Annotated in this window: 29 protein-coding genes and 1 pseudogene; 10 read left to right on the top strand and 20 right to left on the bottom strand. The window is 67.5% G+C overall.

Annotated elements, in window-relative coordinates:
• Nucleotide 1 precedes the first annotated feature (1 nt).
• On the bottom strand, nt 2–4,573 hold the full coding sequence (locus tag ACKTSN_RS19940) for an FtsK/SpoIIIE domain-containing protein (RefSeq protein ID WP_409470356.1): 4,572 nt from the start codon (nt 4,571–4,573) through the stop codon (nt 2–4).
• 255 nt (nt 4,574–4,828) lie between these two features.
• On the opposite strand from ACKTSN_RS19940, the gene ACKTSN_RS19935 reads away from it, so the two are divergent.
• Nucleotides 4,829–5,134 (top strand): WXG100 family type VII secretion target, encoded by a 306-nt coding sequence (locus tag ACKTSN_RS19935; RefSeq protein ID WP_409470355.1) that lies wholly within the window; start codon nt 4,829–4,831, stop codon nt 5,132–5,134.
• Nucleotides 5,135–5,162: 28 nt separating this feature from the next.
• On the opposite strand, the gene ACKTSN_RS19930 is transcribed toward ACKTSN_RS19935, so the two are convergent.
• The 3 genes from ACKTSN_RS19930 to ACKTSN_RS19920 form a co-directional block, all read right to left on the bottom strand.
• Nucleotides 5,163–5,405 (bottom strand): hypothetical protein, encoded by a 243-nt coding sequence (locus ACKTSN_RS19930; RefSeq protein ID WP_409470354.1) that lies wholly within the window; start codon nt 5,403–5,405, stop codon nt 5,163–5,165.
• A 38-nt stretch (nt 5,406–5,443) separates the two neighbouring features.
• Nucleotides 5,444–7,156: a group II intron reverse transcriptase/maturase gene (gene ltrA, locus ACKTSN_RS19925; RefSeq protein ID WP_409467920.1), complete on the bottom strand. Its 1,713-nt coding sequence runs from the start codon at nt 7,154–7,156 to the stop codon at nt 5,444–5,446.
• Nucleotides 7,157–7,817: 661 nt separating this feature from the next.
• Nucleotides 7,818–8,804, bottom strand: a complete 987-nt coding sequence (locus tag ACKTSN_RS19920; RefSeq protein ID WP_409470353.1) for an IS630 family transposase — start codon at nt 8,802–8,804, stop codon at nt 7,818–7,820.
• Between the two features lie 48 nt (nt 8,805–8,852).
• Between ACKTSN_RS19920 and ACKTSN_RS19915 the strand changes: the two genes are divergently transcribed.
• From ACKTSN_RS19915 to ACKTSN_RS19890, 6 genes are all read left to right on the top strand, one after another.
• On the top strand, nt 8,853–9,182 hold the full coding sequence (locus ACKTSN_RS19915) for a hypothetical protein (protein ID WP_409470352.1): 330 nt from the start codon (nt 8,853–8,855) through the stop codon (nt 9,180–9,182).
• Nucleotides 9,183–9,314: 132 nt separating this feature from the next.
• Nucleotides 9,315–9,686, top strand: coding sequence for a hypothetical protein (locus ACKTSN_RS19910; protein ID WP_409470351.1), 372 nt, complete (start codon nt 9,315–9,317; stop codon nt 9,684–9,686).
• Nucleotides 9,628–10,917, top strand: coding sequence for a putative T7SS-secreted protein (locus tag ACKTSN_RS19905; protein WP_409470350.1), 1,290 nt, complete (start codon nt 9,628–9,630; stop codon nt 10,915–10,917). The genes ACKTSN_RS19910 and ACKTSN_RS19905 overlap by 59 nt, the downstream gene beginning before the upstream one ends.
• Before the next feature lie 28 nt (nt 10,918–10,945).
• Nucleotides 10,946–11,518: a hypothetical protein gene (locus tag ACKTSN_RS19900; RefSeq protein WP_409470349.1), complete on the top strand. Its 573-nt coding sequence runs from the start codon at nt 10,946–10,948 to the stop codon at nt 11,516–11,518.
• On the top strand, nt 11,515–12,213 hold the full coding sequence (locus ACKTSN_RS19895) for a hypothetical protein (RefSeq protein WP_409470348.1): 699 nt from the start codon (nt 11,515–11,517) through the stop codon (nt 12,211–12,213). Before ACKTSN_RS19900 ends, ACKTSN_RS19895 begins: the two co-directional genes overlap by 4 nt.
• Complete coding sequence (locus ACKTSN_RS19890; RefSeq protein WP_409470347.1) at nt 12,210–12,752, top strand: hypothetical protein; 543 nt, start codon at nt 12,210–12,212, stop codon at nt 12,750–12,752. The genes ACKTSN_RS19895 and ACKTSN_RS19890 overlap by 4 nt, the downstream gene beginning before the upstream one ends.
• On the opposite strand, the gene ACKTSN_RS19885 is transcribed toward ACKTSN_RS19890, so the two are convergent.
• Nucleotides 12,731–13,435, bottom strand: coding sequence for a hypothetical protein (locus tag ACKTSN_RS19885; RefSeq protein ID WP_409470346.1), 705 nt, complete (start codon nt 13,433–13,435; stop codon nt 12,731–12,733). The genes ACKTSN_RS19890 and ACKTSN_RS19885 overlap by 22 nt on opposite strands.
• Before the next feature lie 95 nt (nt 13,436–13,530).
• On the opposite strand from ACKTSN_RS19885, the gene ACKTSN_RS19880 reads away from it, so the two are divergent.
• Nucleotides 13,531–13,665, top strand: a complete 135-nt coding sequence (locus ACKTSN_RS19880) for a hypothetical protein (protein WP_409470345.1) — start codon at nt 13,531–13,533, stop codon at nt 13,663–13,665.
• A gap of 155 nt (nt 13,666–13,820) precedes the next feature.
• On the opposite strand, the gene ACKTSN_RS19875 is transcribed toward ACKTSN_RS19880, so the two are convergent.
• The 14 genes and pseudogenes from ACKTSN_RS19875 to ACKTSN_RS19805 all read right to left on the bottom strand — a co-directional run bounded on the left by ACKTSN_RS19875 (nt 13,821) and on the right by ACKTSN_RS19805 (nt 24,498).
• On the bottom strand, nt 13,821–14,855 hold the full coding sequence (locus tag ACKTSN_RS19875; RefSeq protein WP_409470344.1) for a hypothetical protein: 1,035 nt from the start codon (nt 14,853–14,855) through the stop codon (nt 13,821–13,823).
• Entirely contained in the window at nt 14,843–15,496 is a 654-nt protein-coding gene (locus ACKTSN_RS19870) for a hypothetical protein (protein WP_409470343.1), read from the bottom strand. Before ACKTSN_RS19870 ends, ACKTSN_RS19875 begins: the two co-directional genes overlap by 13 nt.
• Before the next feature lie 591 nt (nt 15,497–16,087).
• Nucleotides 16,088–16,981, bottom strand: coding sequence for an ISAs1 family transposase (locus tag ACKTSN_RS19865; protein ID WP_409470342.1), 894 nt, complete (start codon nt 16,979–16,981; stop codon nt 16,088–16,090).
• Between the two features lie 95 nt (nt 16,982–17,076).
• Nucleotides 17,077–17,274, bottom strand: coding sequence for a hypothetical protein (locus ACKTSN_RS19860; RefSeq protein ID WP_409470341.1), 198 nt, complete (start codon nt 17,272–17,274; stop codon nt 17,077–17,079).
• 398 nt (nt 17,275–17,672) lie between these two features.
• A pseudogene (locus ACKTSN_RS19850) lies at nt 17,673–18,350 on the bottom strand (IS701 family transposase); the annotation flags it as partial.
• Nucleotides 18,351–18,477: 127 nt separating this feature from the next.
• Entirely contained in the window at nt 18,478–19,119 is a 642-nt protein-coding gene (locus tag ACKTSN_RS19845) for a hypothetical protein (RefSeq protein WP_409470338.1), read from the bottom strand.
• 41 nt (nt 19,120–19,160) lie between these two features.
• A complete protein-coding gene (locus ACKTSN_RS19840) occupies nt 19,161–19,793 on the bottom strand; it encodes a hypothetical protein (RefSeq protein WP_409470337.1) in 633 nt (210 codons plus the stop codon).
• Nucleotides 19,780–20,193, bottom strand: a complete 414-nt coding sequence (locus ACKTSN_RS19835) for a hypothetical protein (protein ID WP_409470336.1) — start codon at nt 20,191–20,193, stop codon at nt 19,780–19,782. The genes ACKTSN_RS19840 and ACKTSN_RS19835 overlap by 14 nt, the downstream gene beginning before the upstream one ends.
• A 9-nt stretch (nt 20,194–20,202) precedes the next feature.
• Nucleotides 20,203–21,552 carry a hypothetical protein gene (locus tag ACKTSN_RS19830; protein ID WP_409470335.1) on the bottom strand — a complete coding sequence of 450 codons (1,350 nt, stop codon included), beginning with the start codon at nt 21,550–21,552 and terminating at the stop codon, nt 20,203–20,205.
• Complete coding sequence (locus tag ACKTSN_RS19825) at nt 21,549–21,848, bottom strand: hypothetical protein (protein WP_409470334.1); 300 nt, start codon at nt 21,846–21,848, stop codon at nt 21,549–21,551. Before ACKTSN_RS19825 ends, ACKTSN_RS19830 begins: the two co-directional genes overlap by 4 nt.
• Nucleotides 21,849–21,887: 39 nt before the next feature.
• Complete coding sequence (locus ACKTSN_RS19820; RefSeq protein ID WP_409470333.1) at nt 21,888–22,973, bottom strand: hypothetical protein; 1,086 nt, start codon at nt 22,971–22,973, stop codon at nt 21,888–21,890.
• Nucleotides 22,970–23,641 carry a hypothetical protein gene (locus ACKTSN_RS19815; RefSeq protein ID WP_409470332.1) on the bottom strand — a complete coding sequence of 224 codons (672 nt, stop codon included), beginning with the start codon at nt 23,639–23,641 and terminating at the stop codon, nt 22,970–22,972. The genes ACKTSN_RS19820 and ACKTSN_RS19815 overlap by 4 nt, the downstream gene beginning before the upstream one ends.
• A 219-nt stretch (nt 23,642–23,860) precedes the next feature.
• Nucleotides 23,861–24,202, bottom strand: a complete 342-nt coding sequence (locus tag ACKTSN_RS19810; RefSeq protein WP_409470331.1) for a hypothetical protein — start codon at nt 24,200–24,202, stop codon at nt 23,861–23,863.
• A complete protein-coding gene (locus ACKTSN_RS19805) occupies nt 24,199–24,498 on the bottom strand; it encodes a hypothetical protein (RefSeq protein WP_409470330.1) in 300 nt (99 codons plus the stop codon). The genes ACKTSN_RS19810 and ACKTSN_RS19805 overlap by 4 nt, the downstream gene beginning before the upstream one ends.
• Before the next feature lie 163 nt (nt 24,499–24,661).
• On the opposite strand from ACKTSN_RS19805, the gene ACKTSN_RS19800 reads away from it, so the two are divergent.
• Both ACKTSN_RS19800 and ACKTSN_RS19795 read left to right on the top strand, forming a co-directional pair.
• Nucleotides 24,662–24,952, top strand: a complete 291-nt coding sequence (locus tag ACKTSN_RS19800; protein WP_409470329.1) for a GntR family transcriptional regulator — start codon at nt 24,662–24,664, stop codon at nt 24,950–24,952.
• 11 nt (nt 24,953–24,963) lie between these two features.
• Nucleotides 24,964–25,188 carry a hypothetical protein gene (locus ACKTSN_RS19795; RefSeq protein ID WP_409470328.1) on the top strand — a complete coding sequence of 75 codons (225 nt, stop codon included), beginning with the start codon at nt 24,964–24,966 and terminating at the stop codon, nt 25,186–25,188.
• A gap of 99 nt (nt 25,189–25,287) precedes the next feature.
• Here ACKTSN_RS19795 and ACKTSN_RS19790 read toward each other — a convergent pair whose 3' ends face one another.
• Nucleotides 25,288–26,235, bottom strand: a complete 948-nt coding sequence (locus tag ACKTSN_RS19790; RefSeq protein ID WP_409470327.1) for a hypothetical protein — start codon at nt 26,233–26,235, stop codon at nt 25,288–25,290.
• Nucleotides 26,236–26,322: the final 87 nt, after the last annotated feature.

The raw sequence follows: 26,322 nt of genomic DNA, 5'->3' as shown, positions 1-26,322 counted from the left end.
CTCACATCGGCGTGGTGACCGTGATGTGCTCCCCGCTGCCCAGATGCAGCATCCCCTTGCCCGGCGCGATCGGGCCGCCGACCATGCTGCGGGTCGTGCGGATGCCGATGAGCTCGCCCGAGGACGTCTCCTGCGGCGACAGCAGGACACCGCGGCGGGCCTTCTTCGCGTCGACCTGCCAGCCGGAGAAGCCGTCGCAGATCTCCTCCTCGTCACCGGCGATGACGACCGCGAGACCCTCCTCGGTGCCGCTCTGCAGGATGCGCTTGAAGACGTCCTCGGCGTCGCAGTCGTCCAGCACCTCGGCGTCGTCGACCAGGACGGCGATCGGCTGGTCCGGCGTGGCCGGCTTGATGGCCTCCTCCAGCTCGTCCTCGTCGATGTCCCGTCCGGTGAAGACCTGCAGCACGTCTTCCTGGCCCTCCAGTTCACGCAGCGGGGACTGGCGCGGGGCCGCGATGACCAGGCGTACACCCTGGGCGAGGTACGAGCGGGCGAAGTTGAGCAGCACCGTACTGCGGCCGGACTTCGCCGGTCCGCCGATGACGAACGCCGGGACGCCCTCGCTCAGGTCCGGGCCGAACGCGGTGAGTTCGTCGCCGCCGACGCCGACCATCGCCCAGAGGGGGGAGCCGGCCGTCTGCGGGTCGCGCATCGCGTAGGCGTCGGCGAAGGAGATGCGGTTGGGCAGGACGTCGACACGGAAGGGGCGGCGGGAGCGCGGCACGTCCGCGTCGCGGGCCGTCGCCGCGTCGCCGATGGCGATCAGCGCGGCCGCCTGGCCCTGACCGGTCGTGTCCTCGGAGAGCAGCGCGAACTGCGTCTCCGTCGCCGTCTCGTTGCGGAAGGCACGGCCCGGCGGGATCTCCTCCGGCACCTTGCGGGAGTTGATGTCCAGCATGGAGAAGTCACCGCGGTCGGCGAGCCGCAGACCGTACTTGTCCTCGGTGAGCGAGCTGATCCGGCCCGCGAGCACCTGCCGGTCACCGGTGATGATCACGTGGATGCCGACGCTCGCGCCCTCGCGCATCATCGTCATCAGCTGGTCGGTGAGGTCGCCGTGGTCGTACTCGCCGAGCGTGGGCAGCCAGCCCTCCCAGCGGTCCAGCAGCAGCACGATGTGCGGCAGCCGCTCGTCCTCCGACCCGGCCGCCGCCCGCTGCTCGCCGATGTCGGCGAAGCCCTTCTCGGCCAACAGGTCCTGACGGCGGGTGACTTCACCGGAGAGCCGGGCGAAGAGGCGGACGACCCGCTCCGTCTGGTTGCGTCCGACGACCGCGCCGCAGTGCGGCAGCCGGGTCAGTGCGTTGAGGGCGCCGTTGCCGCAGTCGATGCCGTAGAGGTGCACGTCGGCGCAGGAGTTGGTCCGGGCGAGCGAGCCGGCGATGGTGCGCAGCAGCTGCGAACGGCCGGTGCGCGGGGCGCCGCCGACGAGCAGATGCCCGAACGTGGCGAAGTCGACGGCGACCGGGCGGCGGGCCTGGTCGGCGGGCAGGTCCTCGACGCCGTACGGGGCCGCGGGCAGGGCGCCCTGGGCACGGACGGCCGGGATGTCGTCGAGCAGGAGGGTCTCCTCCAGGGCGGGCAGCCACGGGGAGTGCTGGGCCGGGATGGCGAGCGCCGTGTTCGCCTCCCGTACCGCGTCCACCAGCACCTTCAGGTCGGTGATCTCCTCCTCCTCGCGCGCCTCGGTCTTGGGCTTGCGCAGCGCGGCCCGCCCGAGGTCCTGCCAGGCCAGCTCACCGGCCCAGGGCGCGAGCGTCTGCGGATCGGCCGCACCGGGCCGGCGACCGCCCACGCGTCCCGACTGGAACGGGATGAGGGACGCATGCCCCAGGCGTACGTACGCCCGACCCGGCGTGCTCTTCGAGATGTGCCCGGCGTCCGGCGCGTCGATGACGTCGCTGGACTCGCCGGCGTCGGTCACACGCAGCGCGATGCGCAGGTTGGTGTTGGCGCGGATCTCGGGGGAGACGACACCGCTGGGCCGCTGGGTGGCGAGCAGCAGATGGATACCGAGGGAACGGCCTCGCTGGGCGATGTTGACCAGGCCCGTGACGAAGTCCGGCAGGTCACGCACCATGGACGCGAACTCGTCGATGACGATGAGGAGTCGGGGCACGGGCGGGTGGGACGGATCCCGGCGCACGAGATCCTGATAGTCCTCGATGTCCTTGGCGTCGGCGGCGGCGAGGATGTGCTCGCGCCGCTTCAGCTCGGCACCCAGCGACTCCAGGGCCCGTTCGACGAGGTGGGCGTCGAGGTCGGTGACCATACCGACGGTGTGCGGCAGCTTGACGCAGTCCTTGAACGCCGAACCGCCCTTGTAGTCGACGAGGACGAAGGTCATGTTCTCCGGCGTGTTCGCGACCGCGAGCGCCGCCACGATGGTCTGCAGCAGCTCCGACTTACCGGAACCGGTCGTACCGGCGATCAGACCGTGCGGGCCGTCCTTGCGCAGGTCGATGCCGAAGGGACCGTCGTACGACTCACCGATCACGGCCATCGTCGACTGGCCGCCCATCCGCCACCGCGCGCCGATCGCATCGCTCGTCGGCGGCTCCAGCTGGAGGACGTCGAGGAGGCGGCTGGAGGCGGGCAGTGCCGAGTCCTCGGTCTCACCGCTGATGTCCCGCAGCGGAGACAGCGACCGCGACAGCCGTGCGCACCAGGCGGGCGAGACGAAGTCGGGCCGTACGTCGGTGATCCGCCGGGCGCCGCTCTGCTCGACGCGCAGCCGCAGCTCGGGGGCCTGGTCGGGGTTCTCGTCCGGCTGCTGGGCGGTCTGGTGCCAGGCGTGGAAGGAGGGAAAGCCGCCGGGAGCGGTGGGCTGTGGGCTGACCGTCTCGTGGGTGGACTGCCGGAGGGGCTCGGCGACGACGACCGCCTGGCACTCGCCGGGCAGGAACCGCTCCTCCTCGTCGAGGCAGATGGCGTACATGCTGACGCCCGGCCCCTCGCGCAGCAGCCGTACGACACCCGGCATGGACCGCAGCCGACGCGACCCGTCCCACACGACCACGATGTCCGGGTCGGAGAAGGCCGGCCCACCGTCGGCGCGACCGCCGGACTCCTTCAGGGCCTTCTGACGGGCGTCCAGCACCTGCGTGAGCTCGCCGACGCGGGCGCCGACGGTCTCGGAGTCCGTGCCGATCAGCACGTTGACGTCCTGGCCGCCGGAGGGCCGGGAGTGCGGCAGCCAGCGCACCCAGTCCCAACGGGGGTGGGCCTCGTTCTCGGTCAGCACGTAGAACTGCACGTCCATCGGGCTGTGCAGGACGGCAGTCTGGGCCACCGCCCAACGCCCCAGCGCCTGCGCCGAGTCGCCGGGCCCGGCGAGGCCGATGACGCCGAGGTCCTTCAGCGGCAGCGCGACCGGGGCGTCCTCGATGTGCCAGGTGACCTCACGCTTGTGGTCGTCCTGCTCGGGATCGTCGAGAACGACCTCGGACGGTACGCGGCCGGTGCCGACCCGCAGCAGGAGGTGGTCGGCGTCGGTGCGGCGCCGCTCCCACAGGCGGGTCCGGGGACCCGTACCGAAGGTGAGGACGGCGGCCGGGTCGGGTATGGTCTGCCGCCGGTCGGACCGCTCGGTGACGAGGGCGTCCTGGGCGTCCTTCTCGATCCGCTCCTTGGTCTCCTTGTACTCCTTCATCTGCTTGGCATGCGACTTGCGGCCGTGCTTCTTGTCCATGAAGTAGTTGCCGAAGAGCATGATCGGGCTCAGCACGGCCATGATGAGGTAGTACCACTTCTGGAATATCAGCACCATGACGACGGCGCTGACCAGCGGGAACAGCGCCATCAGCCAGGGCAGCGGACGGGCCTCGAACTCGCCGGGCGGGGAGGGCAGCCGGAACCGGGTCTGCCGCTCGGCGGGCCGCAGGCGCGGGGGCCGGTTGTAGTCCAGACCCGTGCCGTCCTCGGACCACTTGAGGGCGGCGTTGGGCGGGCTGTACGCGACGATCTCCAACAGGCTGTTGGCTATCGCCAGTTGCGCGCCGAGGGGCCAGGAATCGCCGTCGAGGGGTTCGCCGTCGAGACGGGCGCTGTCCTCTTTGTCGGAGCTTTTGTCATGAACGGCGATCCGGCAGGTGCCGTCGATGGCGATGGACAAGGTGGCGGCACGATCGGCGAGTTCGGGATCGTCGATACGAATGTGCGCCGCGGGCCCGCCGCCGATGTCGTACCGCCCGACCCCGAGCCGATGCACCGCACCGGCGGCGGGCCCGCCGACGACACGGAACTCCACGACTCCGGTCGGCTCGCCGAGCAAACACCCCGCAGGATCATGCAGGCTGACGACGGCGCCTTCGCGCAGGGGCGATCCGGCAACGGTGGCGCCGGGATCGAGTGCGTACCCGTCGACGTACGCCTGCGGCGCGTTGCTGCCCCCGGGAAGGCGCTGCCCCCCGATGGGAATGATCTGCGCACCGTCGCCATCACCGCCGAGACCGACCTGCCGGGCCAACTCCCGCGTGATATCGCCGACGCTCGACTCCGGATCGGCATCGAGCACCACATCGGCGGCGGCCCCGCCGATCGGATCGACGACGGTCAGACTCAGGCGCACGTTCGTCCTCCTCGCTGGGCTGAGGCCGCCCCCCGGAACGCTTCAAACAACGGAGTGACCTTAGCCGCCCCACCTTTCACCCCGGCAACGGGATGTGCACCAGTTCACGCTTCGCTCCCACAACTCCCCTGGGATCCCAACGGCCCCACCCGTAAGATCTTTGCTCACGCGGATGTCCGGGCGGCTGTGCCGTCGGTCCGCGCCACCAGAGCCACGGGGGCAGGCCCTGCGGCGACAAAACGGGAGGGAGCCGTCATGGCCAAGGGCAAAGACGCAGATATCACATATGCCGAGATGGACAAGGAAGCCGGCAAGCTTCTGAAGGACATGCACCGGCTGCACGGCGAGCTCGACAGCATCGACGACCGCATCAGGGCCCTCGTCGAGAACGGCTACACCACCCAGAAGGGCTCCGCCGCCTTCGAGGAGTCCTTCAAGGACTTCACCAAGGGCGCGAAGAAGGCCATGGAGGGGCTCGAGGGCATGTCCGAGTTCCTGAAGAAGGCCAAGGAGGCTTACGAGCAGCTGGATGAGCAGCTGGCGAAGAGCGCCAAGGGCTAGTGCTGCTCCGCAGAAGTTCGTGGAGGGGTCAGGCCGCTTCCTTGAGTGGGGTGCCGTCGTAGGTCCAGCGGAAGGGACGAGCGTGGTCGTTCCGCTGGATCGTCCAGGTGTCCATCTTCTCGATCAGGTCGTTTCGGCTGGTGAAGTCGCCGTGTCGTAGGACGGCGCGGGTCAGCGCGGAGAAGACGAGTTCGTCGGGTAGGACCGCTGCATTGCTGCAGCGGTCCCCCCTCAGAACCGGCCGTGCCCGCTTTCCAGGCAACCGGCTCAAGCAAGCCCCTTGGGCTCGCGGGCGAACAGAAGTGCTGGTCACCGGCCGGGGCCAGTGGCCAGCCGACGCCGGCAGTGGGTGTGTATCAGGCGTGAGGCGGCGGGTTTGTCCGGCTTGCCGTTGCCCGCTTCGGCGGTGACCGCGTGTTTGCGGATCGCGATGCGGGTGACCTTGAGCCACTGCTCCCACTGGTCGGGAGTTTGCGGCTCGTGGTCGGCGTGCAGCAGCAGCCCTCCGCAGAGCGGACATCGGCCGTCTTGCATCTGCAACAGATGCAAGGTGCCCTTGCCCAGCGGGAGTTTGCCGCGGCGGCACCGCTTGGCCCAGAAGTCGGCCAGGGCGGGATCGTCGGTTGACGCCCTCCCTGGCACCATCCGGTGCCGGACGATCGGCGTCCAGGCGAACTTGTAGAGGTAGAAACCGCTGGTGCGGTCCCCGAATACCCATGTGTCCTGCCTGAACGGGTTGAACATGGCGAAGTACCGGGCAGTCACCCAGCGCATCGGCTTGTTCGGGTGGGAGAACTTGGCCCACTTGTAGACCAGTCTCCACACGTAGGCGTCCAGCGAGTTGAACGCCCGCTTGGACACCCCGATCCGGTAGTAGGCAGCCCAGCCCTTGATGATCGGGTTGAGCTTGGCGATCACCGCGTCGGCGTTGGCCCCTCGCAGGGCCAGCACCTCGGCGGCAAGCCGTTCCCGGATCCGCCGCAAGGCCGCGTTGCTCGGTTTGGTCAGCAGCTTGCTGCGGTAGCGTCGGATGTTGAACCCCAGGAAGTCGCAGCCCTCATCGAGGTGGACAATGCGCGTCTTGTCCTCGTTGAAGGCCAGGCCCCGGGGCGCGAGCCACACAGTCAGCCGCGCCTTGACCTGCTCGGCCTGTTCCCGAGAATGACACAGGGCGAGAAGGTCGTCGGCGTAGACGACCAGAACCGGAGAATCGCGCGCCAGAATCGTGGCATCACTGCCGAGATTCTGGTAGCGGACTCCAGCAGCCTTTCCCATGCCGTGCAAGGCGATGTTCAACAACGCGGGACTGATCACCCCGCCCTGGGGAGTTCCCTCCACCGTGGGGGTGAACCAACCTTTCTCGACCACACCCGCCTTCAGCCATCCGGCGATCATTCCCCTCCCGGGAAAGGAGCCCAATGACGCGAGCAGGTGATCGTGGTCGATTCGGTCGAATGCCGCTTTCAAGTCCGCGTCGAGCACCCACAAGCGTTTGGCGTTCTTGCCGCTCGCCGTCGTGTGGATGGCAACGATCGCGTCATGACAGCCACGGCCTGGACGGAAACCGTAGACCTTCGGTTCCAGCCGTGCCTCCCACTCGGGCTCCAGTGCATTCAGCGTCAGAGCTTGAAGGCATCTGTCGGCGATCACAGGAATTCCAAGTGGGCGCTGCTTCCCATTCGCCTTGGCTATATACACCCGCTTGACGGGCTTGGGCTTCCACGGGGCCGCGCCATGCTGGACCCAGTCGGCCAACTCGGCCTTTCCCTGGGGCAGCAGGACGACTTTCCCGTCGATGCCCGCCGTCTTGCGGCCAGCGTTGACTTCCGTGACCCGCCGCACACTCGCGAGTGTGTTGGCGCGGGAGCGGAGCATCAACTTCTGCAGATTCCTGACCTTGGCCAGGTCTCCTGCCTGCGATGCCGTGAAGATGCGTTGCCGCAGACGCCGTACGTCGTCCTCGACGGTCCGCCAGTCGATCGACGGCCAGTCGGTGATCTCGTCCTCCGGTCCGTTCGCCATGCCGGCTGCGGTCGCAGCGGCTTGCGCCGCCCCAGCCACGTGTGTCGTCACGGCGTCCAACTTGCCCTTCGGTTCAGGTGTCTTTGGTCATCGTTTCTTCACGGGCTCACCAGACCCACGTCAGCGCCCTTTCAGGCCGGGACATCGGCCCCTATCCGGCCAGTTATGCGGGGACCACCGACGGAGGTGTCAGCGCATGGTTCCCGGTTTCCTGTTGCCTTTCGGCGACCGGCATTCGCTTGCTGGGTCTTCCTGCGCCCGCTGGAGAGTTGGGCCTTCCTTGCGGTTGGCTTACCAGGTCAGAATTGCATTGCCTGGACTCCATCGGGGTTGTCACGTTCCGCATGAGAGAGATGCTGCCGGTGAGGGGGCCCTCTGCACCCCGGGGACGGCGGTGCACTCCCGACTGGCCAGATTTCCCCAGTCGGCGCCTGCCGATTTCCAGCGGCCAGTCCCTATCTCTCGCTGAAACGACCCATCGGCGAGAGTGCTCATGACGAGGAATCATCAAGGGTTCATTCGCATTCACCCGTCCGGCATTTCCCAGCCTGTAACCCCCGGATGGAACGAGGATCCTTGGGCATTTCCCCAGGCTTCGCACCCCGCGATTACTCACGACGCACGCTGAGGCGGGAACGAGCCCTGTGCACTGGCTCGGGAGCTACACCTTCGACATCAGTCGATCCTCCTTCGGTGAGTCCGCTCTTCTCAAGCGGCTTTCGTGTCGCACGACCTGGTTGAGCCAGGAGGCGTGGGGTGGGGTCCAGTGGATGTGCCAGCGTTGGTGGGCCGCGAGCCACTCTTTGGTGTGCTTCGCGGTGCGGGAGGAGCCGTTGTCGAGAACCACGTGGATTTCCTTGTCGCGTGGCAGGAGCCGGTCGAGGCGGTCCAGGAAGGCGGTGAAGGTTGCGGCGTTGTTGCGTTCTATGGTCTCGATCAGGGTCTGTCCGGTGGTGACCTCCAGCGCGGCGACGATCGAGGCGGTGCCGTGGCGTCGGTACTCGAACTCGTGCCGGGCCGCTCGGCCTGGTCGGACGTGCTGTGAGGGGTAGCGGCGCTCGCGGGCTTGGATCGCGGTCTTCTCGTCGATGGACAGCACGATCGCCCCGGTCGGCGGGTTGCGGTACAGCTCGCAAATGTCCTTGACCCGCTCCCAGAAGTCGGGGGTGTCGCGGCGTGTGAGCCAGCCGCGCACCTTGTGCGGCTTGAGGTCCAGGTCGGCCAGGATCCGGCCGACCTGGGAGGCGGAGATCGGTGCGAACACCGTGCCCGCGACCTGAGCGGCGATGGACACGTGGGTCCAGGTCGCGGCGGGGACGGGCGGGGCGCTGGTGGCCGCGGCGACCACCGCGACGCGCACCAGGTCGTCGTAGCGGCGCGGTCGGCCCGAGCGAGCGGCGTCCTTGAGTCCCGCCAAACCCAGCCCGGCGAACCGCCCGCGCCACTTGCGGACCGTGTGCACGCTCACCGCCAGCCGACGTGCGATCGCCGCGTTGCCCACTCCGTCGGCTGCCGCCAGCACGATCCTGGCCCGAAGCACCTGCCGCACCTGCGCTTTCGTCGAGGACACGATCCGCTCCAGCACGCCGCGCACCTCCTCGTCCACCACCACGGCCGCCGCCGCACACCGCCCCGAGCCCTCCGCCATGAGCAGTGATCATGGCGCAGGCGCCGGTCGGGGCGGCAGGATGGGGCTGTGCCGAAGAACCCACCCGAGTCCATGCAGCACCACCTGCGCCAGCGGCTGAACGCCCGCGCCAGCGAGCGCTGGCCGCAGCTCGCCCGGGTCCGAGTCCGCTTTCGAGCCGGATTCGCCTATGTGGACGGCGAGTTGAAGGACGGCGAACAGCTGCCGCTGTGCCGCCTGCGCTTCGCGGGCGTCCTGCACTCCTGGGGCTTCGCTCTCTACCTCGCCAGCCGAGGCGGCTACCAGGACAACGTGCTACCCAGCGGCCTCCCCGTCGGCAGCCCCGAGGAATGCCTGGACTGCGCCTGCGGCCTCTACCTCGACAGCCCGGCGGCCTGACCCCTCCACGAACTTCTGCGGAGCAGCACTAGTGACGTCTGCGGCCATTGTGCTGCTCGGGTGAGCGGTGGGGCACTTTGCGTGTCCCACCGCCCCGGTGCTGGTGGCCCTTGATGAAGAAAGTCTGAACGGGTGGCAGACAAAACTCGGTACGACCTCGAACTGATCAAGGACTGTTCGGACTCGCTCTACCGCATCCACCGGGAGTTCAAGGACAACGGCAACCCGGCGGACGAGTACGGCGAGGCCCTCGGCAGCGAGAAACTCCGGGACATCTTCGACGACTTCTCCCAAACGTGGAAGAAGAACCGCAAGAAGCTCATGGAAGACATCGAGAACCTCGCCAAGTACACCGCGAACGCGGCCAAGGCGTACGAGGACATCGACCATGAGCTCGCGAACGCGCTCCGGGAAGCCAAGAAGAGCGGGAAAAGGAGAAGTAGCAGTGACAGCCCGTCCGAAGGACTGGTCACCGATGTACGACTCCGACCCGGTGCCCGGTGACCCGTACGAGGTGGCGCGGCTCGGCAAGAAGCTGCGCGGCATGGCCGACGAGATCGACAAGCAGGCGCGGAACATCAAGGCGCTGGCCTCGGTCGACGGCTGGGACAGCGACGCAGGCCGCGCCTTCCACGAGATCGCGGGCGACACGTCCGGCCGCCTGAAGAAGGCATACGACCGCTACGACGAGGCCGCGACCGCACTCGGCACGAAGGTCCAGGCGGGCGACGGCGAGTCGGCGGAGTACGCCAGCGAACTGCACCGTGCGCAGCGCATGGCGGACAAGGGACTGGAGGAGTTCCGCGCCGCCGAGGTCGATCACAAGGCAGCCCTCAAGGCACTGGAGCCGTTCGAGGGTACGGTCCCGTCCAGGGAGGACCACACCGAGCGTACGAAGCAGGGGAAGAAACGGGACGACGCCGCGCTCCTCATGGCGAAGGCTCGCAGCAAGATCGAGCGGGCGAAGGACATCCGTGACGACGCGGCGGACCGAGCCGCCAAGAAGATCAAGAACGTGATCCACCATGACGGCGTCCGGGATCCGGGCGGGATCATGAACTGGATCGCGGACAACGCGGACTGGATCTCGACGGCTGCCACGGTCGTGGCGGTGCTCGCGCTGGTGGCGGCGGTCGTCCTGACGGGTGGCCTGGCCGCGGTGCTCCTCGTGGGCTTGGCCTCCGCCTTGAGCGCCACCGCCTTGGCGGGCCGCCTCTACGACGTCTTCGCCCGCGGCGGCAAGTTCGACTGGCTGAAGATCACGTTCGACGTCCTGGGCATCATCCCCGGACTGGGCGCTCTGAAGGGGCTCTCGGCGGCGGCCAAGGGCTCGCGGTTGCTGGTCGCGAGGCAGGCCGTGTGGGCGGGCTTCACCAACGGTTTCGCCGTGAAGAACTTCAACAAGGGTGTTGTCTGGGCCTCCAAATATCTGACCAGCAAGGGCATCACCAAGGTGAGGCTGCCCGCCGGAGGCTTCGACCCCGAGCTTGTCACGCGTTACATCAAGGGCGCCGCTCTGGGCAACGCGTACGTGCAGAGCCTGGTCAGACTGCGGCACTACATAAACCCTGACGACTCACCGAACCAGGTGAGCCCGCCGCCCGGTGAGGCCAGGCCCACGCCCACGCCGGCCCCGACGCCCAGCCCTTCCGACCGGACCCGCACCCCGTCCCCGACACCGCAGCCCAGCCCGTCGTCGACGTCGTTCCATGGCGCGTTGGCGCCCGCCGGATGACCCGACCGGATAGAAGGAGAGCCAGCTCATGGGTGACTACCACGCGCTAGAGTTCGGAAAGTTCGTCGATGACCAGGGGACCGTCCACAACATGGTCCCCTCCTCGGCCATCGCCGCGGTTCCCGCCGCCAAAGCGGCGGCTGAACGCTATGGGCGCGAGGTCCGCTTCGACTTCCTCGACGACCGGGCAGTCCACTGGCTGCTGTTCCAGCGGCGGGAGGAAACCTCGAAGGCCGGTATCCAGGGCTGCCTTCTGGCTGTTCCGATTTTCGTCCTCGGCTTCGGCGCCTGGCCGTTCTGGGATCTGGTCGCTTCCCAGAAGTCCCGGCAGTTCCAGATCGGCTTCATCGTCGTGGACGCGCTGCTGCTCGGTGTCCTCGCCGGGCTGATCTTCCTCTGGAGACTGCGCGATCTGCGCGACAAGACCCTGCGGAACACTCGCTGCCGAGCCCGCCTCTACCGCAAGATCGTCGGCATCGCCCGCAGCGGTGGTGCCGACATCCCGCGCCTCTACCCCTACTACGGGATGTACGCCACCTCCCGAAAGTTCTTCCCCGAGGCTCCCGATCGTCCCATCCCCGAAAAGGACCAGGCTCCGTGACGACCGAGCTCGAACTGTCGGAGTTCATCCCCACTCACCTCGCACCGCCTGCCCTGCGCGCTGACGACATCCATGTCCGCTGGGTGATGCCGGAGGTCTTCCACGACATCCCCATCCACGAAGAGGACGACGACAAGGCCGTAGAGCTGCTGGGGGAACTCGCGGACAAGGTCCTGCCGGGTGCGCCGGAGGAGGAGAAGACGAAGTTCGCCGTCATGTGCGCGCTCGGCGTCGACGACCTGCTGGCCGCCGGTGCCGAGTTCGCCGGCATCTGCCTGACCGCGGTCGACGGCAATCCCTGCACGGCGACAGTCTTCGTCAGCCTGGTCGACAGCCCGGAAGTCGAAGGAGTCCCGGCCGCGGTCAAGGCGATCTGGGCCAGCCTTCGCCGGATCGAGGTCGGCGAGGTCTCCCGGATTCAGCTGCCCTGCGGACCCGCCGTGTCGTGCATCGGCACCCGGGAGTCGAAACTCACCGGCGACCTCACCGAGTCCGGCGAAGCCCTTGTGTTCCCGACGGCGTACATACGCGTCTACGTCCCCCTCCCGAACGGCACCACGGTCGTCACGGAGATGGGCACCCCGACGATGGACGGCTGGGACGTCTTCTCCACCATGTTCGGCAACATCGTCAGCAGCATCCGGCTGTTCGAAGCGGACGGCACGCCACTGGTCACCTCGGAGGACGGGGCGTGACCGCGGAAACGCCGCCCTCGGACTACCGCCTCCTCGTCCCCCGTGACTGGTTCCGTATCGACCTCACGCAGGAGCGCTGGCGCGGTCAGCTGAAGACCTTCGTGGACAAGGAGTTCGCCGCCGGCGGCACCCCCGCGGAGGTCGCTCGCAGCGTCTGGGTCACTCTCCGCAACACCGCAGAGAACGGACTCACCCGCGGTGCACTGGAGTTCTTCCTCCGGACGGAGGCGCCCGAGGCATCGGCCATGCCGGCCTCACTCCTGATCTCCTGGCCACCGATGCCCCGCGGACTGGCGCCGACGCCAGATGAGTTCGCCGAGGTGCTCACCCAACGCTGGGGCCAAGCCGAGGTGGACGTCATCGACCTGCCCGCGGGCCGGACGGTCCGCTCCCGCACGGACACGAACATGGACTTCCACGTCCACATGCCCGGCGGCGCGGGGTATCTCCATCTGGCTTTCTCCGCACCTCTGAGCGGCACGCACGGTCCCATGGGGAACCTGTGCGAAGCCATGGCTCACTCCGTGCGCTGGGTGTGAGGCGCGGCACCAAGACGCGGCTGCCGCATCAGGTGCATGTGGACCTCACTTCGGGGCTCGTCAGTTATGACCGTGAGCCACGACCCGTCGCCGAACCTGACGCGCAGCCTGTCACTCGGGCACAGGCCGACGAGAGGGTCCTCCACGGTCGCTTCCGTCGCGGGGATCTCGGCGACGATCCGCATCCGCTCCTCTTCCCGGACGGACACCCGCTTCGGCGGTGCGGCGAGGACAAGACGGTCCGGAGCGAGTATGAGCAGCCGCCTGTGATGGGATGAGTGCCCGTACCAGCGCAGCAGGAACTGACCCGCCGCCCCGGTCCAGCCACCGTCGAAGACCTGGTCCAGGCCATGTGCGGCAATGGCCGCCTTCTGCTCCTTGGCCTCCTGAGCCTTGGAGCGGGTTCTGGCACGATCCGCCTTCGATCCCAGCATCCGCTCCACCCATTCCTCGGCCGCCGACAGGAGGGCGAGAATCATCACCAGGGGTGCGAACAGCCAAGCCACCAGGACACCGAGGATGCCCAACGGCCTGATCAGCGCGGGCCGTAGGGGTCCCGCGCCGACCCCACGGTGAATCTCCTCGGGCGGCTTGGGGATTCTGTCGATTCTGCACCATGCGGCGGCGTCCACCGGGACGCCGAGTCGATCCTGGACGCGACGGGCGGTGGTCTTTCTGCTCATGGTCGGTGACGGCTCGGCTCTCTCAGTCAAAGGTCATTGCTGGCGCACTCGGTAGGCGCAAGGTATGTCTCCTGCTGCCCATTTCCAGTTGTCAGTTGAGGTCTACAGTTCAGGACAAGAACTGCCGCTCGTACGAGTCGGATTGCGCGTACATCCCCGGCAGTGGGACCGCCCTCCTGGCCTACGCGATCACCGCGATCGACATCGGCTGGCTCTGCTACCGCTGGTGACGCACGGTCCTCGACGCCCGGCGTGCGCGGGAGCGGATACGGAAGCTGTGGAACAAGGGCAAGGGCAAGAGCCGGGCGGCGCGGCGGAGTGGTTGACCGGAACTACGGCCGAGGTGGTGTCGTCGGACTCGCACTCCCCGGCCGTGGGCCCCGGCTCAACGGTTCACGGACTGGATCTCCTGCACAGTGACGGCCTGGTCGGCGCCGAACGTGCCGTCGGGGAGGTCGGTCGGGTTGGGGTTGCCCGTTCCCGTCCAGGTGATCTCCCAGGTGACGGTGGCTTGGAGGTTGAAGGTGCCGCCGCCGGAAGAGCGGAGGTACTTGAGACCGCAGGGTGGGGTGTCGTCGGCCTTGCCCTTGGCGTACGGTTCGCCGATCGAGCCGTCGCCGTTGAGCGCGCATTCGCCCGAGGCGGGGTAGGTTTCGGCGTCGGCCGTACCCGGCTCCAGCTTCAGGGAGACCGGCTTGGCGGTGGTGGTGGCCTGGATATTGACGCCCCCGGCGTTCAGCTGGGCGGTGACGGAGACCTCCTTGAACTTGGCCGCGTCCAGCCAGGCCCAGGTCGGGAGATTGACCTTGGTGATCTCGGCGGGGGCGAGGGTCACCTCGGTGGTCGGGAGCTGGAGCTGGTTGTAGGCGAGCTCTGCGAGGACCTGCGGGGTCACCGCGTTATCGACCGGCGGTGCGTCACCGGTCTCGACCCAGAAGGGCGCCTCGTCGCAGAGCTGAGCCTCGGGCTCCATCCAGCGGTCCTCGTCCTGGACGGCGACCCACCAGCTGCCCTCGTCCTTGATGTCTAGGTTGTAGTTCTTGTACTTGCCGTCCTTGTACTCGTCCCGGAACATCCCGACCGAGGTCTTGGCGTAGCTGTGCTGGCCCGGCGTGTTGACCGTCTCGGTGTACATGTCCTCGACGTACTTCGAGAACTCCTCTGCGGAGCGCGGCTCGTACCAGCAGGCGGGCGGAGTCCAGTCAGTCACCGGGGTGACGCCGCCGGTGCTGCCGTCGCTGCCCTTAATGCTTCCGGAGTACGTGATCTTCGAGGTGAGGGTGGTGCCGGAGCGGCCGCCGCTGGTGTCGATCTCGGACTCGGACTGGCCGGGCCCCTTGGCCTGCGCGGTTCCGGCGAACGTACCGAAGGCTATGACGAGAGCACTCACACCGGCAGCGCGACGGGTCAGGACGCGCATGTCTCTTCCCCCCTCTTCGACACCACGTTGGTGGTCTGCCACACACCCTTGCTGTTCTTCTTCAGCTGCGTGCTGTACGTGACGTACGGGCTCTCGTCGGAAGGTGACTTGTCCACCTTGCCGGTCTTACGGTCCTTGTTGTAGGCCTTGCTCTCGTCCGCGCAGTACACGACCGCGGCCGTATCTTGATCGGCGACCTTGATGTTCGGCTTGAAGTAGCGCGTGACGCCTGTGAAGCTGAGGTCCTCGTCGAGCCAGGCCTGGATCCACTTCTGCGCGCTGACGAGCGCGTCGCCCTGGCGGTAGTACGCGACCGCAGCCGAGTTGGTGTCGCCGCGAAGGATGGCGTCGTCGACCGCGTTGACCGTCTGGGCCACGTCGGACAGCACGGCGTCCTCGGTCGGATCGCCTGTCTTCCAGTTCTCGAACTTGTTCTCCACGTCGTCCGGGAACGTGATGTCGGGCCGGTCGGCGGGACCAGAGGCGGTTGCGCTGGGCGACGACGACTCCGTCGCACCCGTGTCGGCGCCCGCGATCTTGTCGTTGGTGTCGGACTGGTCGTCTCCACCGCCACATGCGGTCAGCAACAGGGCTGCGGACGTGGCGAGCACGACGGCAGTGGGCAACGTGCGGCGCTTCACAGTGGACTCCCCGTGAGACAGAAATTCAGTCAAGAGATCTGACGGTATCGAGGAGGCTCTTGGTTTCGCCAGAGCGAACTTCCTCGAGAACGTGGTGATTTCCGGGCGTATGGCCTCTTGCTGAATGTGCTCTGTGTCCTGATCGTGCCCAAACGGGCGGCGGCCCCGGTGCCTTGGTGTGCTGCGTCCGGGGCCGTCGTTCTGTGGAGTTTCGATTCGCTATCGCGGAGTCTTGCATCTGGGGCAGGTGCTCGGCGGATACGCCGATGTGCACGGCACCGGATCGGTGTGCCCGCCGGCCAGGATCTCGACCTCGCCGCGGTCCTCGGTCACGAACCTGACCGCCCGCCGCGCAGTCCGCGAACTCCGCGAACGCGGCTTTGTAGTCATGCCCCCCCGCGAAGGGCACCTTCGTCGCGTACCCCGCTGAAGCCGACGAGTCCGCAGACGCCGACCAGAAGCGGCGAGGGCGGCTCCGTCACACGCGTTCAACGTGGACATCGCCCGGGTTCAGCATGTCCAGGTATGCCTCGATGTCCTCTGGGTCGCTGGTGAAGATCACGGCACTGCCGTGCTTTGCGGCTGACAGGGCTAGCCAGGCATCCACAGCGTCTGGCTTCTCCTTGGTGGGGAGTTTCGCTTCTTCCAGTGCCGCGCCGATGCGGCGCCAGTCGGTGAGGTCCGGGCCGGTGGCGCACGCGATGCACTCCGGCTGACCAGCCTTCGTCGTCCGGTCTCGGAGGCGGTGTGCTGGACGGGGATGCCCCGCCATGGCAGGGCCGCGAGCTGACGGTGGGCGGTGGGCTGGTTGGTCTTGATCACGGCGATGTAATGGGCGTTCTTGCTCTCGACCCGCCAGGAGATGTTCGCCTTGACCGAGTGCAGGGCGTCGAAGGTGACGACGGTGCCGGTCAGGTCCAGTGGTGCCAGCAGCGGACGGAAGTGTCCCGTTTCGTTCGTCTTCGCACCGACCTCCACCTGAGCGAGGGGCACGACGGTGCCGTGGGTGACCGCGGAGAGCAGATGCCGGCGCGTTGCGGTGAGCCGGGCCGATCCCTTGAGTGCTTTGCCGTCGACAGCGATCACGCGCGGCCGCCCGGACGCCGAGGGCGACGGAGCCTGGACGGGCTCGGTGGCGGCGCGGTGCCGGTCGGCCAGGTAGGCACCGACCGCCCGGTCCAGGGCGTCACCGTCAACAGCCCCCAGCACACGGCCGAGCGTGGCCGGCGACGGAGTACGCCGCCATCTGAGCAGGTGGCGCCGGATCCCGATCACTGCCAGGAGTGCGTTCGAGGCACGCTGGCCCCACTCGGCGAGTTCGTCGATGCTCTTCGCTCCCGAGACGACCGCGCAGGCACACACCAGCAGGATCGCTGTCAGTGAATACCAGTGGCCCCGCCGTGCGCGCGGGTCGGGCACCGAGTCGAAGTAGGGGCGCAGGTCGGCGATCCGGCCGGTGTCCAGCGGCCCCAGTTTCACCAGCACGGCAGGGATGGGAGAGGATGCAGCAGCAGGCACGGGCCACCTCATGATCATCTGGCTTAGACATCACAATGATCACGAAGCCCGTGCCTGCTCTGCTATGCACCCCAACCGGTCGCTACCCGACCAGCCGCACGACCCCGGAACTTGCAACCGTCCTGGACCTGCACCATGCCGCCGACGGCACGCACGATCGCCAGAATCCGGCGATAGTCGGCGGGCAACGCGGCCTCGTCGTCCGTCTCACTGCGGTGCTGGACCAGCAGCACCGCACGCCCCGCCACCTGCGCTTTCACCGGATCCGCCGCCTCAACAGCCTCCGTATCGGCCCGGTCCTGTTCGGCCAGGAGGAGCAGGACCCACGCTCGGCGATCCCCAACTCCTCCCCTCCCGCTCGGCCTCGACCGCCCCGAGCCGCTTGGCCAACTCCTCGGCGAGCGCGTCCAGGTCGCTACGGCGAGCCGTGATCCGCTCCAGATCGGACATCCCACACCCTCCCCACGATCTCCGACGTACCGACACGGTGACGGATCGTAGGCGGCCCACTGACGCAGGCGCAGCAGAACCAGAGAACCCTCCCGGCCGACCGGTCAGACGATCTTCACCATGGACACCCGCCGCCGAACAGCCCGAGCACTCCCGGCCTCGCGCACACCAGCCCGCCCGATCTGCAGTTTTCACGATGCACACTGCTCAGCACATAGGGCACGGCATTCTCGTGCAGGAAGGCGCGCAGGGCGGGGTCCTTGCCGTAGTCGGCGTCGGCGGCCACTCAGGCAAAGGGCAGGCCGCGTGCGATGGCGCCGCGCAGCATGGCGATGCCCAGCTCGGGCTTGGTGGCGAAGGTGATCTCCTCGGGTACCCCCGCGTCCCGGTGGCGCGGCGCGTCCTGGGCCCAGACGGCGGGCAGGTACAGGCGCCGGTCGAAGAAGGTGTGCCCGCCCTCGGCGGCGTAGGTGAGCATCACCATGACCTGGCAGCTGCGCACGTCCCCGGTCACCCCGCAGTGCTGGCGGGCCACCCCGACCGACCGGGTCCCCTCCTTGATGACCTGGGTGTCGCCCAGCACCAGCGTGGCCTGCGCATCCCCGAGGTGGCCGGCGATGTAGCCCTGGACCTCGGCCAGCAGCGCATCCGCGTCCCAGGACGCATTACCGAGGAACTTCTGGGTCCGGTGCGGGGTGGCGTGCCCGGCCCGCTCGGCCATCGTCCAGCCGCGCTTGCGGCCCAAGCCCGACAGCAGGCCCTCGATCAGGTCCGCGAACACCTCCCGCGGCTCCGGCCGCGCAAACAAGTACCCCAACCCTGCGGTGAGCGAGGCCAGTACCTCCGCCCACCCCTCCACGTGCTCTGGCGCCACATCAACCAGCATGACTAGACAACGACATCACCGATCAGCAGTCACAAGACCTGAGGCTGTAGTACTTGGCGTCCTGGACGGGCATGCGGAATGCCGCTCAACAATGCTCACCGCTTGAATCCGCCCCAGGCGGGGCCGGTCAATGGGCCGTCCCGGGAAGTCGGAGCGTCCGCGCGAAGTCGTCCAGTGCCTCCATTGCCGCGGCGATCACTTCCGGATCGTCGTGGTGGCCGCGGAGCAGGACGTCGGGGAGGCCGGGCGGGGTGTGCCAGTGGTACGTCACCGAGGTCATCATGATGGTGCTGTCCGCAGGGTAGGAGCGGGTGACCCGGACCCCGTCCGCGCCCAGGTGCGGAGAGGCGAACGGCACGCTGCCGGTTCGCTGCTGCCACTCGGGGATTTCCGGGTGCGGCACCGTGAGCGCGGTGACTCCCTCGCAGGAGGCTGCGTCACGGGCCTCGCAGTGGAGGCGGGTGGCGTGCATCACCAGCGGCATGTAGGTCAGCGGAACGGGGTGGTAGACGAACGCCTCGTCGGCCTGGAGCTTGTCCCGGAGCGTGACGATCGTCTGCTCGTAGAAGCTCTTGTGGAAACGCCGCAGTTTGCGGGTGAGTTCGATGTCGTGGACGGCGGCCAGGCCGGTCAGGTGCAGGTCCAGCCATTCCTTGAAGGTCTTCTTGTCGATCTGGAGGTGAAGATAGCCCCAGAGGTCTGGGTTGGCATCCGTGTCGATGTGGAGCGGGGCGCCGAGGTCGGTGCTCCACAGGGTGCCTTCGGACATGAGTGGTCTCTTTCTTCGGGGGGCACGGCAGAAGGGAGCCTTCAGGCGTAGCTCCAGCGGAAGGTGCCCATCACGGCATCGAACAACTCCACAAGGGTGTCGTAGAAGGCGGGATCCGAGCCAGGCGCGATCAGGGCGCTGAAGGAGAAGGTGAGGTACTGGTCGGGGGCGCTGTCCGGGACGGGAACGAAGTACTCGACCCGGCGGTGAGCGACGTCGACGCCCTGCGCCGCGTCGGCGGGTACGTCTCGCTCCGAGCGCAGGGCCGCGGTGGCGTCGAGCTCCCGCGTCTCGGCACCGGGAGTCACGGAGGCGAGCGCCGCCAGGACCGCTTCCGGGCCGCTGTTGGGCCTGACCCGCGGAATCTCGATCGGCTCGGAGGCCACGATCGAGACGGGCAGCGCGACGCCGTGGAGGCGTTCGGTGGGGAGGTAGAGGGTCATTCCCCCCTTGGCCCTGGCCCGGCGGACGACCTTCTTCATCTCCTGGGTGAGCTTCAGCCGGGCCTTCGGAATGTCGTCCTTGGGGAAGCCGACGGGCAGCTGTGCTACGGCCTTGCGCACGATGCGGTCCATCGCTTCCTCGGTACCCGTACGCAGCGGAATCACGTCCCAGCCGGGTGGCGGCACCAGGTTGAAGCCGTTCGGGGCCCGGCGGTGCTCAGCGGTGGTCATTGCGCCCCCGCGTCACTTCCACGGCGTAAGCAACGCCTACGAAGAGCGCCCACGCCGGGGCGGCGATCATGCCCGGCCAGAAACCGAAGAACAGCGAGGGCAGGTAGAAGCCGCCGCCCATGGCGAGGTCCCGGGTGAGGTAGGGCGGACGGTCCGTGTGCCGGGGGTACTTCACGAACACCCAGACGTAGTGCAGGAGGCAGCCGACGATCCCGGCCTCATAGACGTAGAGCACGTCATTCATCAGGGACTTCGGCACCAGGATCATGATTCCCAATACCGGGAGGAACAGCGGCATCCCGATGATCAGCGTCAGCCGGAGCCGCCGGTTAGGGCCGGTGCCGAGCCCGGTGCGGGCGGCTTCGGCCTCGGCAATGCGATGCGCCGAGTTCAGGTCCATGGTCATTCCTCACCAGTGGGTGTCGGGGGCGGGCTTCAGGGTGTTGTCCTTCCAGTCCGAGTACGCCGCGTTGTACGGCTTCTCGCCGGTACCGAACGTCTCCTTGGTCCAGCTTGTCAGGTCGCTCTTTCCCAGCGACTTGTCCATGACGTCCATCCCCATGCCGGTCCAGGCGATGCCGAGGCCCACCTGATAGGACTTGTACGCCTTGTCCGCCGCAGCACCCGCGGCCTCCGGAAAGGCAGCCTTGTTCGCCTGCAGCATCTTCGCCATGCCGGCCATCTCCTTGTCGCCGAGGTGCACCAGCGTCGACAACGGGCTGACCCTCAGCGGCCCCTTGGCGACCAGGCCGACGTTCTGGGAGATGGACTTGCGCATCGCGTTACGGGCCGCTCCGAGGGCCTGCCGCCCCGGCCCTTCCGGCAATTTGGTCATCATCCGCCCCGTGTCGTCCAGGACGCCCTTGACGCCCCTGAGCCCTCGGCTCAGGCCGGCGGTCCGGGCGGCCTGAGCGGCGCCCACGGTGGCCTTGGCGCCACTGGCGAGCTTCGCGGCAGCCCCGAGGCCACCGACGACGAGCAGTCCGCCCACGACGTCGAAGATGACATCCGTCCAGCTGGCGTCGCCGGACGCCACCAGTAGGAGTCTGAGCCCGATCGTGAGCGCCGCGATGCCAAGGACGAGCAGGTTCAAGCCGGGAATGGCGAGCGCCAGGAAGCCAGCTGCCGTCGCGACCCAGCCGAGAACATCGATGAAAGCCTTGATCCCGTCCGCATGGTCATGGACCCAGCCCTTGACGTCGTCCCACCACGAGTCCTCGATCACGTCCTCGATCTCGTCGCGGATCTTCCCGGCATGATGGTTGGCGCGGGTGTCCCGGGCTCCGGTGATGTCGTTCAGCCGGTTTCGGTACGGCTGGAGGGGATCGTGGTCCGTGCCGCTGGCGGAGGGCCGGGGAGTGTCCTTGTCAGCGGAGTCGGCTTCCTTCTTCTTCTCCGCCTCGATCTCGCCCTGCTTCTCCTTCGCCTGGTGCAGGACCTTGTCGGCGTCCGACTGGAAGTCCTCCAGATCGTTCGCCCACTTGGTCAGATGGCCGTGTACACGCTCGTAACGGCCGGCCACCTCCCGCATGTGCTTCTCCAGCGTGCCGGACTCCTCGCGCAGGCGTTTGACGTACTTGCCCTTGAGGGTGTCCTCGCCGCTGATCGCCTTGAGGTTCTTGGCCTGGTCCCGGAGTTTCTTGGCGACCGAGACCATGTGCTTGACCTCGGCGCGGATCTCCTCCGGATCACCGGGCACGGGGTCGGAGTCGCACAGCGGCTGCCAGTCGACCGGACGGCGCTTGGATGTAGGTGTCACTTCTTCTGCTTCTTCTCGCCCTGTTTGGCCAACTGCTCGTCCAGGTCCTCGAACGCCTTCTTGGTTCCGGCCACCATCTCGCCCACCGACTTGAGTGACTCGACGAGCCGGGTGCGGTAGTCGTCCCAGTTGTCGACGAAGTCCTCCATGACGTCGGCTATGGCACCGGAGCCCCAGTGCCTGTCCATGTCGTCGCGACGGTTCTCGATGTCCTCGAAGGTCTTCTTGAGCTGCCCGAGCTTGCGTTCGCAGTCCGCGAGGAACGCGTAGTCGACCGTCAGGTCCGAATCGTCCATGGATACCCCTCCCCCGTGCGTGTTCTCGTCGCTCTCGGTTCACCGGTTGACGGCCTGGATCTCCTGGACGATCACCGCCTGGCCGTTGCCGAACGTCCCGTCGGGCAGGTCGCCGCCGGCGCCGCCGGTGCCGGTCCAGGCGATTTCCCAGGTGATGGTGGCCTGGAGGTTGAACGTGCCGTCGCCGGAGGAGCGGAGGTACTTGATGCCGCAGGGCGGCGTCTGGTCGGCCTTGCCCTTGGCGTAGGGCTCGCCGATGGAGCCGTCGGCGTTGATGGCGCACTCGCCGGAGGCCGGGTAGGTCTCGGCGTCCTCGGTGCCCGGCTCCAGCTTGAGGGACACCGGCGTGGCGGTGGTCGTGGCTTGGATGTTGAAGCCGGGGACGTTGATGGCGGCCGTGGCCTGGACCTCGTCGAAGACGGCCTTGTCGAGCCAGGCCCAAGTCGGCAGGTTCACTTTGGTGTTGGCCTCGGGAGCGAGGGTGACCTCGGTGTCCGGAAGCTGCATGTGCTGGTAGGCGAGGGCGGCGAGTATCTCCGGGGTGATGGCCTCTTCGTACTGGGGCGGTGGAGCCTCGCCGTTGTCGACCCAGAAGGGGACGTCGTTGCACGAGCTCCGTTTGAGCAGGTCGGGCTCGTTGGGATTCTCGACGCCCGCCCAGAACATCCCCTTGCCGTCGTTCTCTACGTTGTAGTCCTCGTAGCCGGGGGCGCCGGGAAAGCCGTACCCATTCTCGTAGTGGCGCTCCAGTTCGCCGATCGCCGCGCCGGCGGTGCCGCCCATGCCGGGTGTGTTCTTCTGGTCCTCGATGCTCTTGGACATCTCCTTCTTGAAGTCCTTGGCGCCGAGGTAGGGGGCGTACCAGCAGGGTGGTGGTGTCCAGTTGACGTCGGAGGACGTCACGTTTCCGGTGCTGCCGTCCTTGGTGACGGCTCCGGAGTACTGGATTTTTGCGGCGGCGTAGATGCCGTTGCCGTCACCGCCGCCCGACTGTTCTGTGTTGGAGCCCTGGGCGTTGCCCGGCTGTTCTCCCGCGTAGGCCGGTTCCGCGAGGACGAGGACACCCAAGGCCAGTGTCAGTGCAGCCGCGCCGGTGCTGAGGGCCGTACGCCGTGACCTGTTCACTGACACTTCGCCGCCTTTGTCTCGACGTACACCTTGGACGCCTGCCACAGAGCGTCTCCGGTGGGGAGCTTGACCATGATGATCTTGAAGTAGTCGAAGTCCGTGATGCTGGGCGTACCCTTCAGGATCTTTCCGGTCTTGACCTCTTTGGAGTAGAACTTGCTGGAGTCCACGCAGAACGCAACCTCCACCGAGTTGCCGTTCGATGCGGACCGGGTGGTGGCCTGGTAGTGGCGCCGGGTGCCGGTTGCCGTCCAGCCGCCTTCGAGCCTGACGTCGATTTGCGTCTTCGCGTACTTCAGCCCATCGCCTGTGGAGTAGGCGGCCAAGGCGGCGTCCTTGGTCGTGCGCTTGTCGACGCCCCGGTAGATGGCACGGAAGAAGTTGGCCGTGTCGGCCATCGCGGCCGCCTCGTTCTTGTCCTCCGGCTTGTCCCAGTCGAAGACCAGGTTCATGTCCTTGGGCAGGGAAACATCAACGCCGTCCGGCTTGTCCTCTGCCGGTGCTCCCGAGGGCTCCGCCGACTTCGTCGGCTTCTCCGTTCCCTGGTCGGCGCCGACGATCTTGTCATTGTCGCTGGATTCGTCGTCCCCGCTGCCGCAGGCCGTCAGGAGAAGGGCTGCGGTCGCGGCCAGCGCGGCAGCAACGGGCAAAGGGCGGCGCTTCACAGTGGGCTCCCCGTGAGACAGAAGTTCAGTCAGGAGGTCTGACGGTATCGAGGAGGTTCTTGGTTTCGCCAGAGCGAACTTCCGCGAGAACGTGGTGATTTCCGGGCGTATGGCCCCTTGCCGACTGTGCTCTGTGTCCTGATCGTGCCCAAACGGGCGGCGGCCCCGGTGCCTTGGTGTGCTGCATCCGGGGCCGTCGTTCTGTGGAGTTTCGATTCGCTATCGCGGGGTCTTGCATCTGGGGCAGTTGCACGGCGGGTACGCCGACGTGAACGGCACCGGATCGGTGCGCCCGCCGGCCAGGATCTCGACCTCGCCGCGGTCCTCGGTCACGGTGCCCTCGGCATTGACCTTGAGGACGTGGAGGGTGAGGCGGGAGCGGCGGCGGGCGGTGTCGAGGAGTTCCAGTGCGTTCGTCAGGGGCGGGTAGTGCTCGACGCAGTCCGGGCACGCGTAGACGTTGAAGCCCGGGCCTGTGGCGGCGTGGACCTCGTGGACCAGGACCGGTTCGTCTGTCGTGCGCTGACAGCGCGCGCACATACGGACGGCGGGGCGGGTCATCGGGTGGCCGCCGGTACTCGTGCGCCGTGGATGTGTTTCGGGCCTACGTCGATGCCGAGAGTTGCCAGGCGAGCGGCTCGGCGGCGTTCGCGTTGGCGGCGGTGTTCGGCGGTGTCCAGGAGGTAGGGGCGTACGAGACGGGAGGCGTTTCCGTCGAGCGGTTCGGTGAAGCGGGGCGGTGGGGGAATGGGGGTGATCCGCAGGGGCTGCAGTGCGCCTTGGCGGTGACGGCCGCGCGGGCGTGGGGTGCAGATACTCAGCATCCACGCGAGGGCACGGACGATAAGGTCCAGCATGTCGACGCTCCTTTTCAGCGTTGGCCATGCCCCGGGACGGCTTGCCTCCGTCGCCGGGGTCTTTCCATGGAAAGACACGCTACAGGGTGCAGCTGGGAGGTGTATAGCGGTTGGGCGCACTCCATGGAGACATGGTGCTGACTGCTGTCGTACGTTGTTCGATATGACGCCAGATCCCGGTCAGTCTCCGATCGACCCGAACAAGATCGCGTACGTCTATATGCAGATGGCTGACCACATCGCTGAACGGATTGCCCGAGGAGAGCTGCGGCCGGGTGCGCGGCTCCCCGGGGAGCGTGATCTTGCTGCTGAGTATGGGGTCGCGCATCTGACCGCCCGCCGCGCCACACGCGAACTCCGCGAACGCGGCCTCGTAGTCACGCTCCCCGCCAAGGGCACCTTCGTCGCGTACCCCCAAACCGATGAGGCTGTGGACGGCGAGGGACAGGAGTAGTACTCACGCCGGTGAAGGCCGCAGGGATCGCTCAGGAACGCGTCTTCGGAGACGTGCTCATCACCTTTCCCGGCGCGGTCTGCCCGACCCTCGCCGTGGGGTCGTTGTTGTACCTGATCAGCGGCCTGTCAGCTCCTGGCCTACGCGACCACGGCGGCTGCCCTGGGCTGGCTGTGCTGCCGCTGGCGGGGGTGCGGTCGTCGAGGGGACGGCGCGAGCGGATGCGCAGGCTGTGAAATAAGGGCGAGGGCCGGGCGGCGCGAACGCGCGGTTGACTTGCTGCACGCACGGCCGAGGCGACATACGGTCACGCGCCTCGGCCGTGCGAGACCTGCTCAGCGGTTCACGGACTGGATTTCCTGGACCGTGACGGCCTGATCGGCGCCGAAGGTGCCGTCGGGGAGGTCGGTCGGGTTGGGGTTGCCCGTTCCCGTCCAGGTGATCTCCCAGGTGACCGTGGCTTGGAGGTTGAAGGTGCCGTCGCCGGAGGAGCGGAGGTACTTGAGGCCGCAGGGGGGAGTCTGGTCGGCCTTGCCCTTGGCGTACGGCTCGCCGATCGAGCCGTCGCCGTTGAGCGCGCATTCGCCCGAGGCTGGGTAGGTCTCGGCGTCCGTCGTGCCGGGCTCCAGCTTGAGCGAGACCGGTTTGGCGGTGGTGGTGGCCTGAATGTTGAAGCCGCCGGCGTTCAGCTGGGCGGTGACGGAGACCTCCTTGAACCTGGCCTTGTCCAGCCACGCCCAGGTGGGCAGGTTGACCTTGGTGGTCTCGGCCGGAGCGAGGGCCACCTCGGTGGTCGGGAGCTGGAGCCGGTTGTAGGCGAGCTCCGCGAGGACTTGCGGGGTCACGGCGTTCTCGACCGGCGGTGTGTCTCCGTTCTCGACCCAGAACGGTTGCTTGTCACAGGTGTTGGCCTCCGGCTCCATCCAGCGGTCCTCGTCGCGGACGGCGACCCACCAGTTGCCTTCGTCCTCCTTGGCGAGGTTGTAGTTCTTGTACTCCTCGTCCTTGTACTTGGCCCGCGTCTCGCCCGCGCTCGACTTGGCGTAGCTGTGCTGGCCGGGAGCGTTGACGGTGGTCTCGTACATGTTCTCGATGTACTTGGCGAATTCCGTGGCGTACCTCGGCTCGTACCAGCAGGCCGGCGGGGTCCAGTCGCCGACCGGTGTGACGGCTCCGGAGGTTGAGCCCTTGCCTCTTGTGGCACCGGAGAAGGTGATACGGGACTCAAGGGATCCACCAGACTGGCTGCCACTGGCTTCAGAAGCCGTATCTCTATCGATCATGAGGACGGTTCTGATCGAACACGTTCCTTGCTCGGGTGATCTCGGCCGGGTGGATGCATGAGTACAGGGCCCCTTGGTAGCTCGGGG

This window comes from Streptomyces flavusporus, assembly GCF_046267975.1.
GTDB lineage: Bacteria > Actinomycetota > Actinomycetes > Streptomycetales > Streptomycetaceae > Streptomyces > Streptomyces flavusporus.
This window is presented reverse-complemented; position numbering and strand designations above follow the sequence as displayed.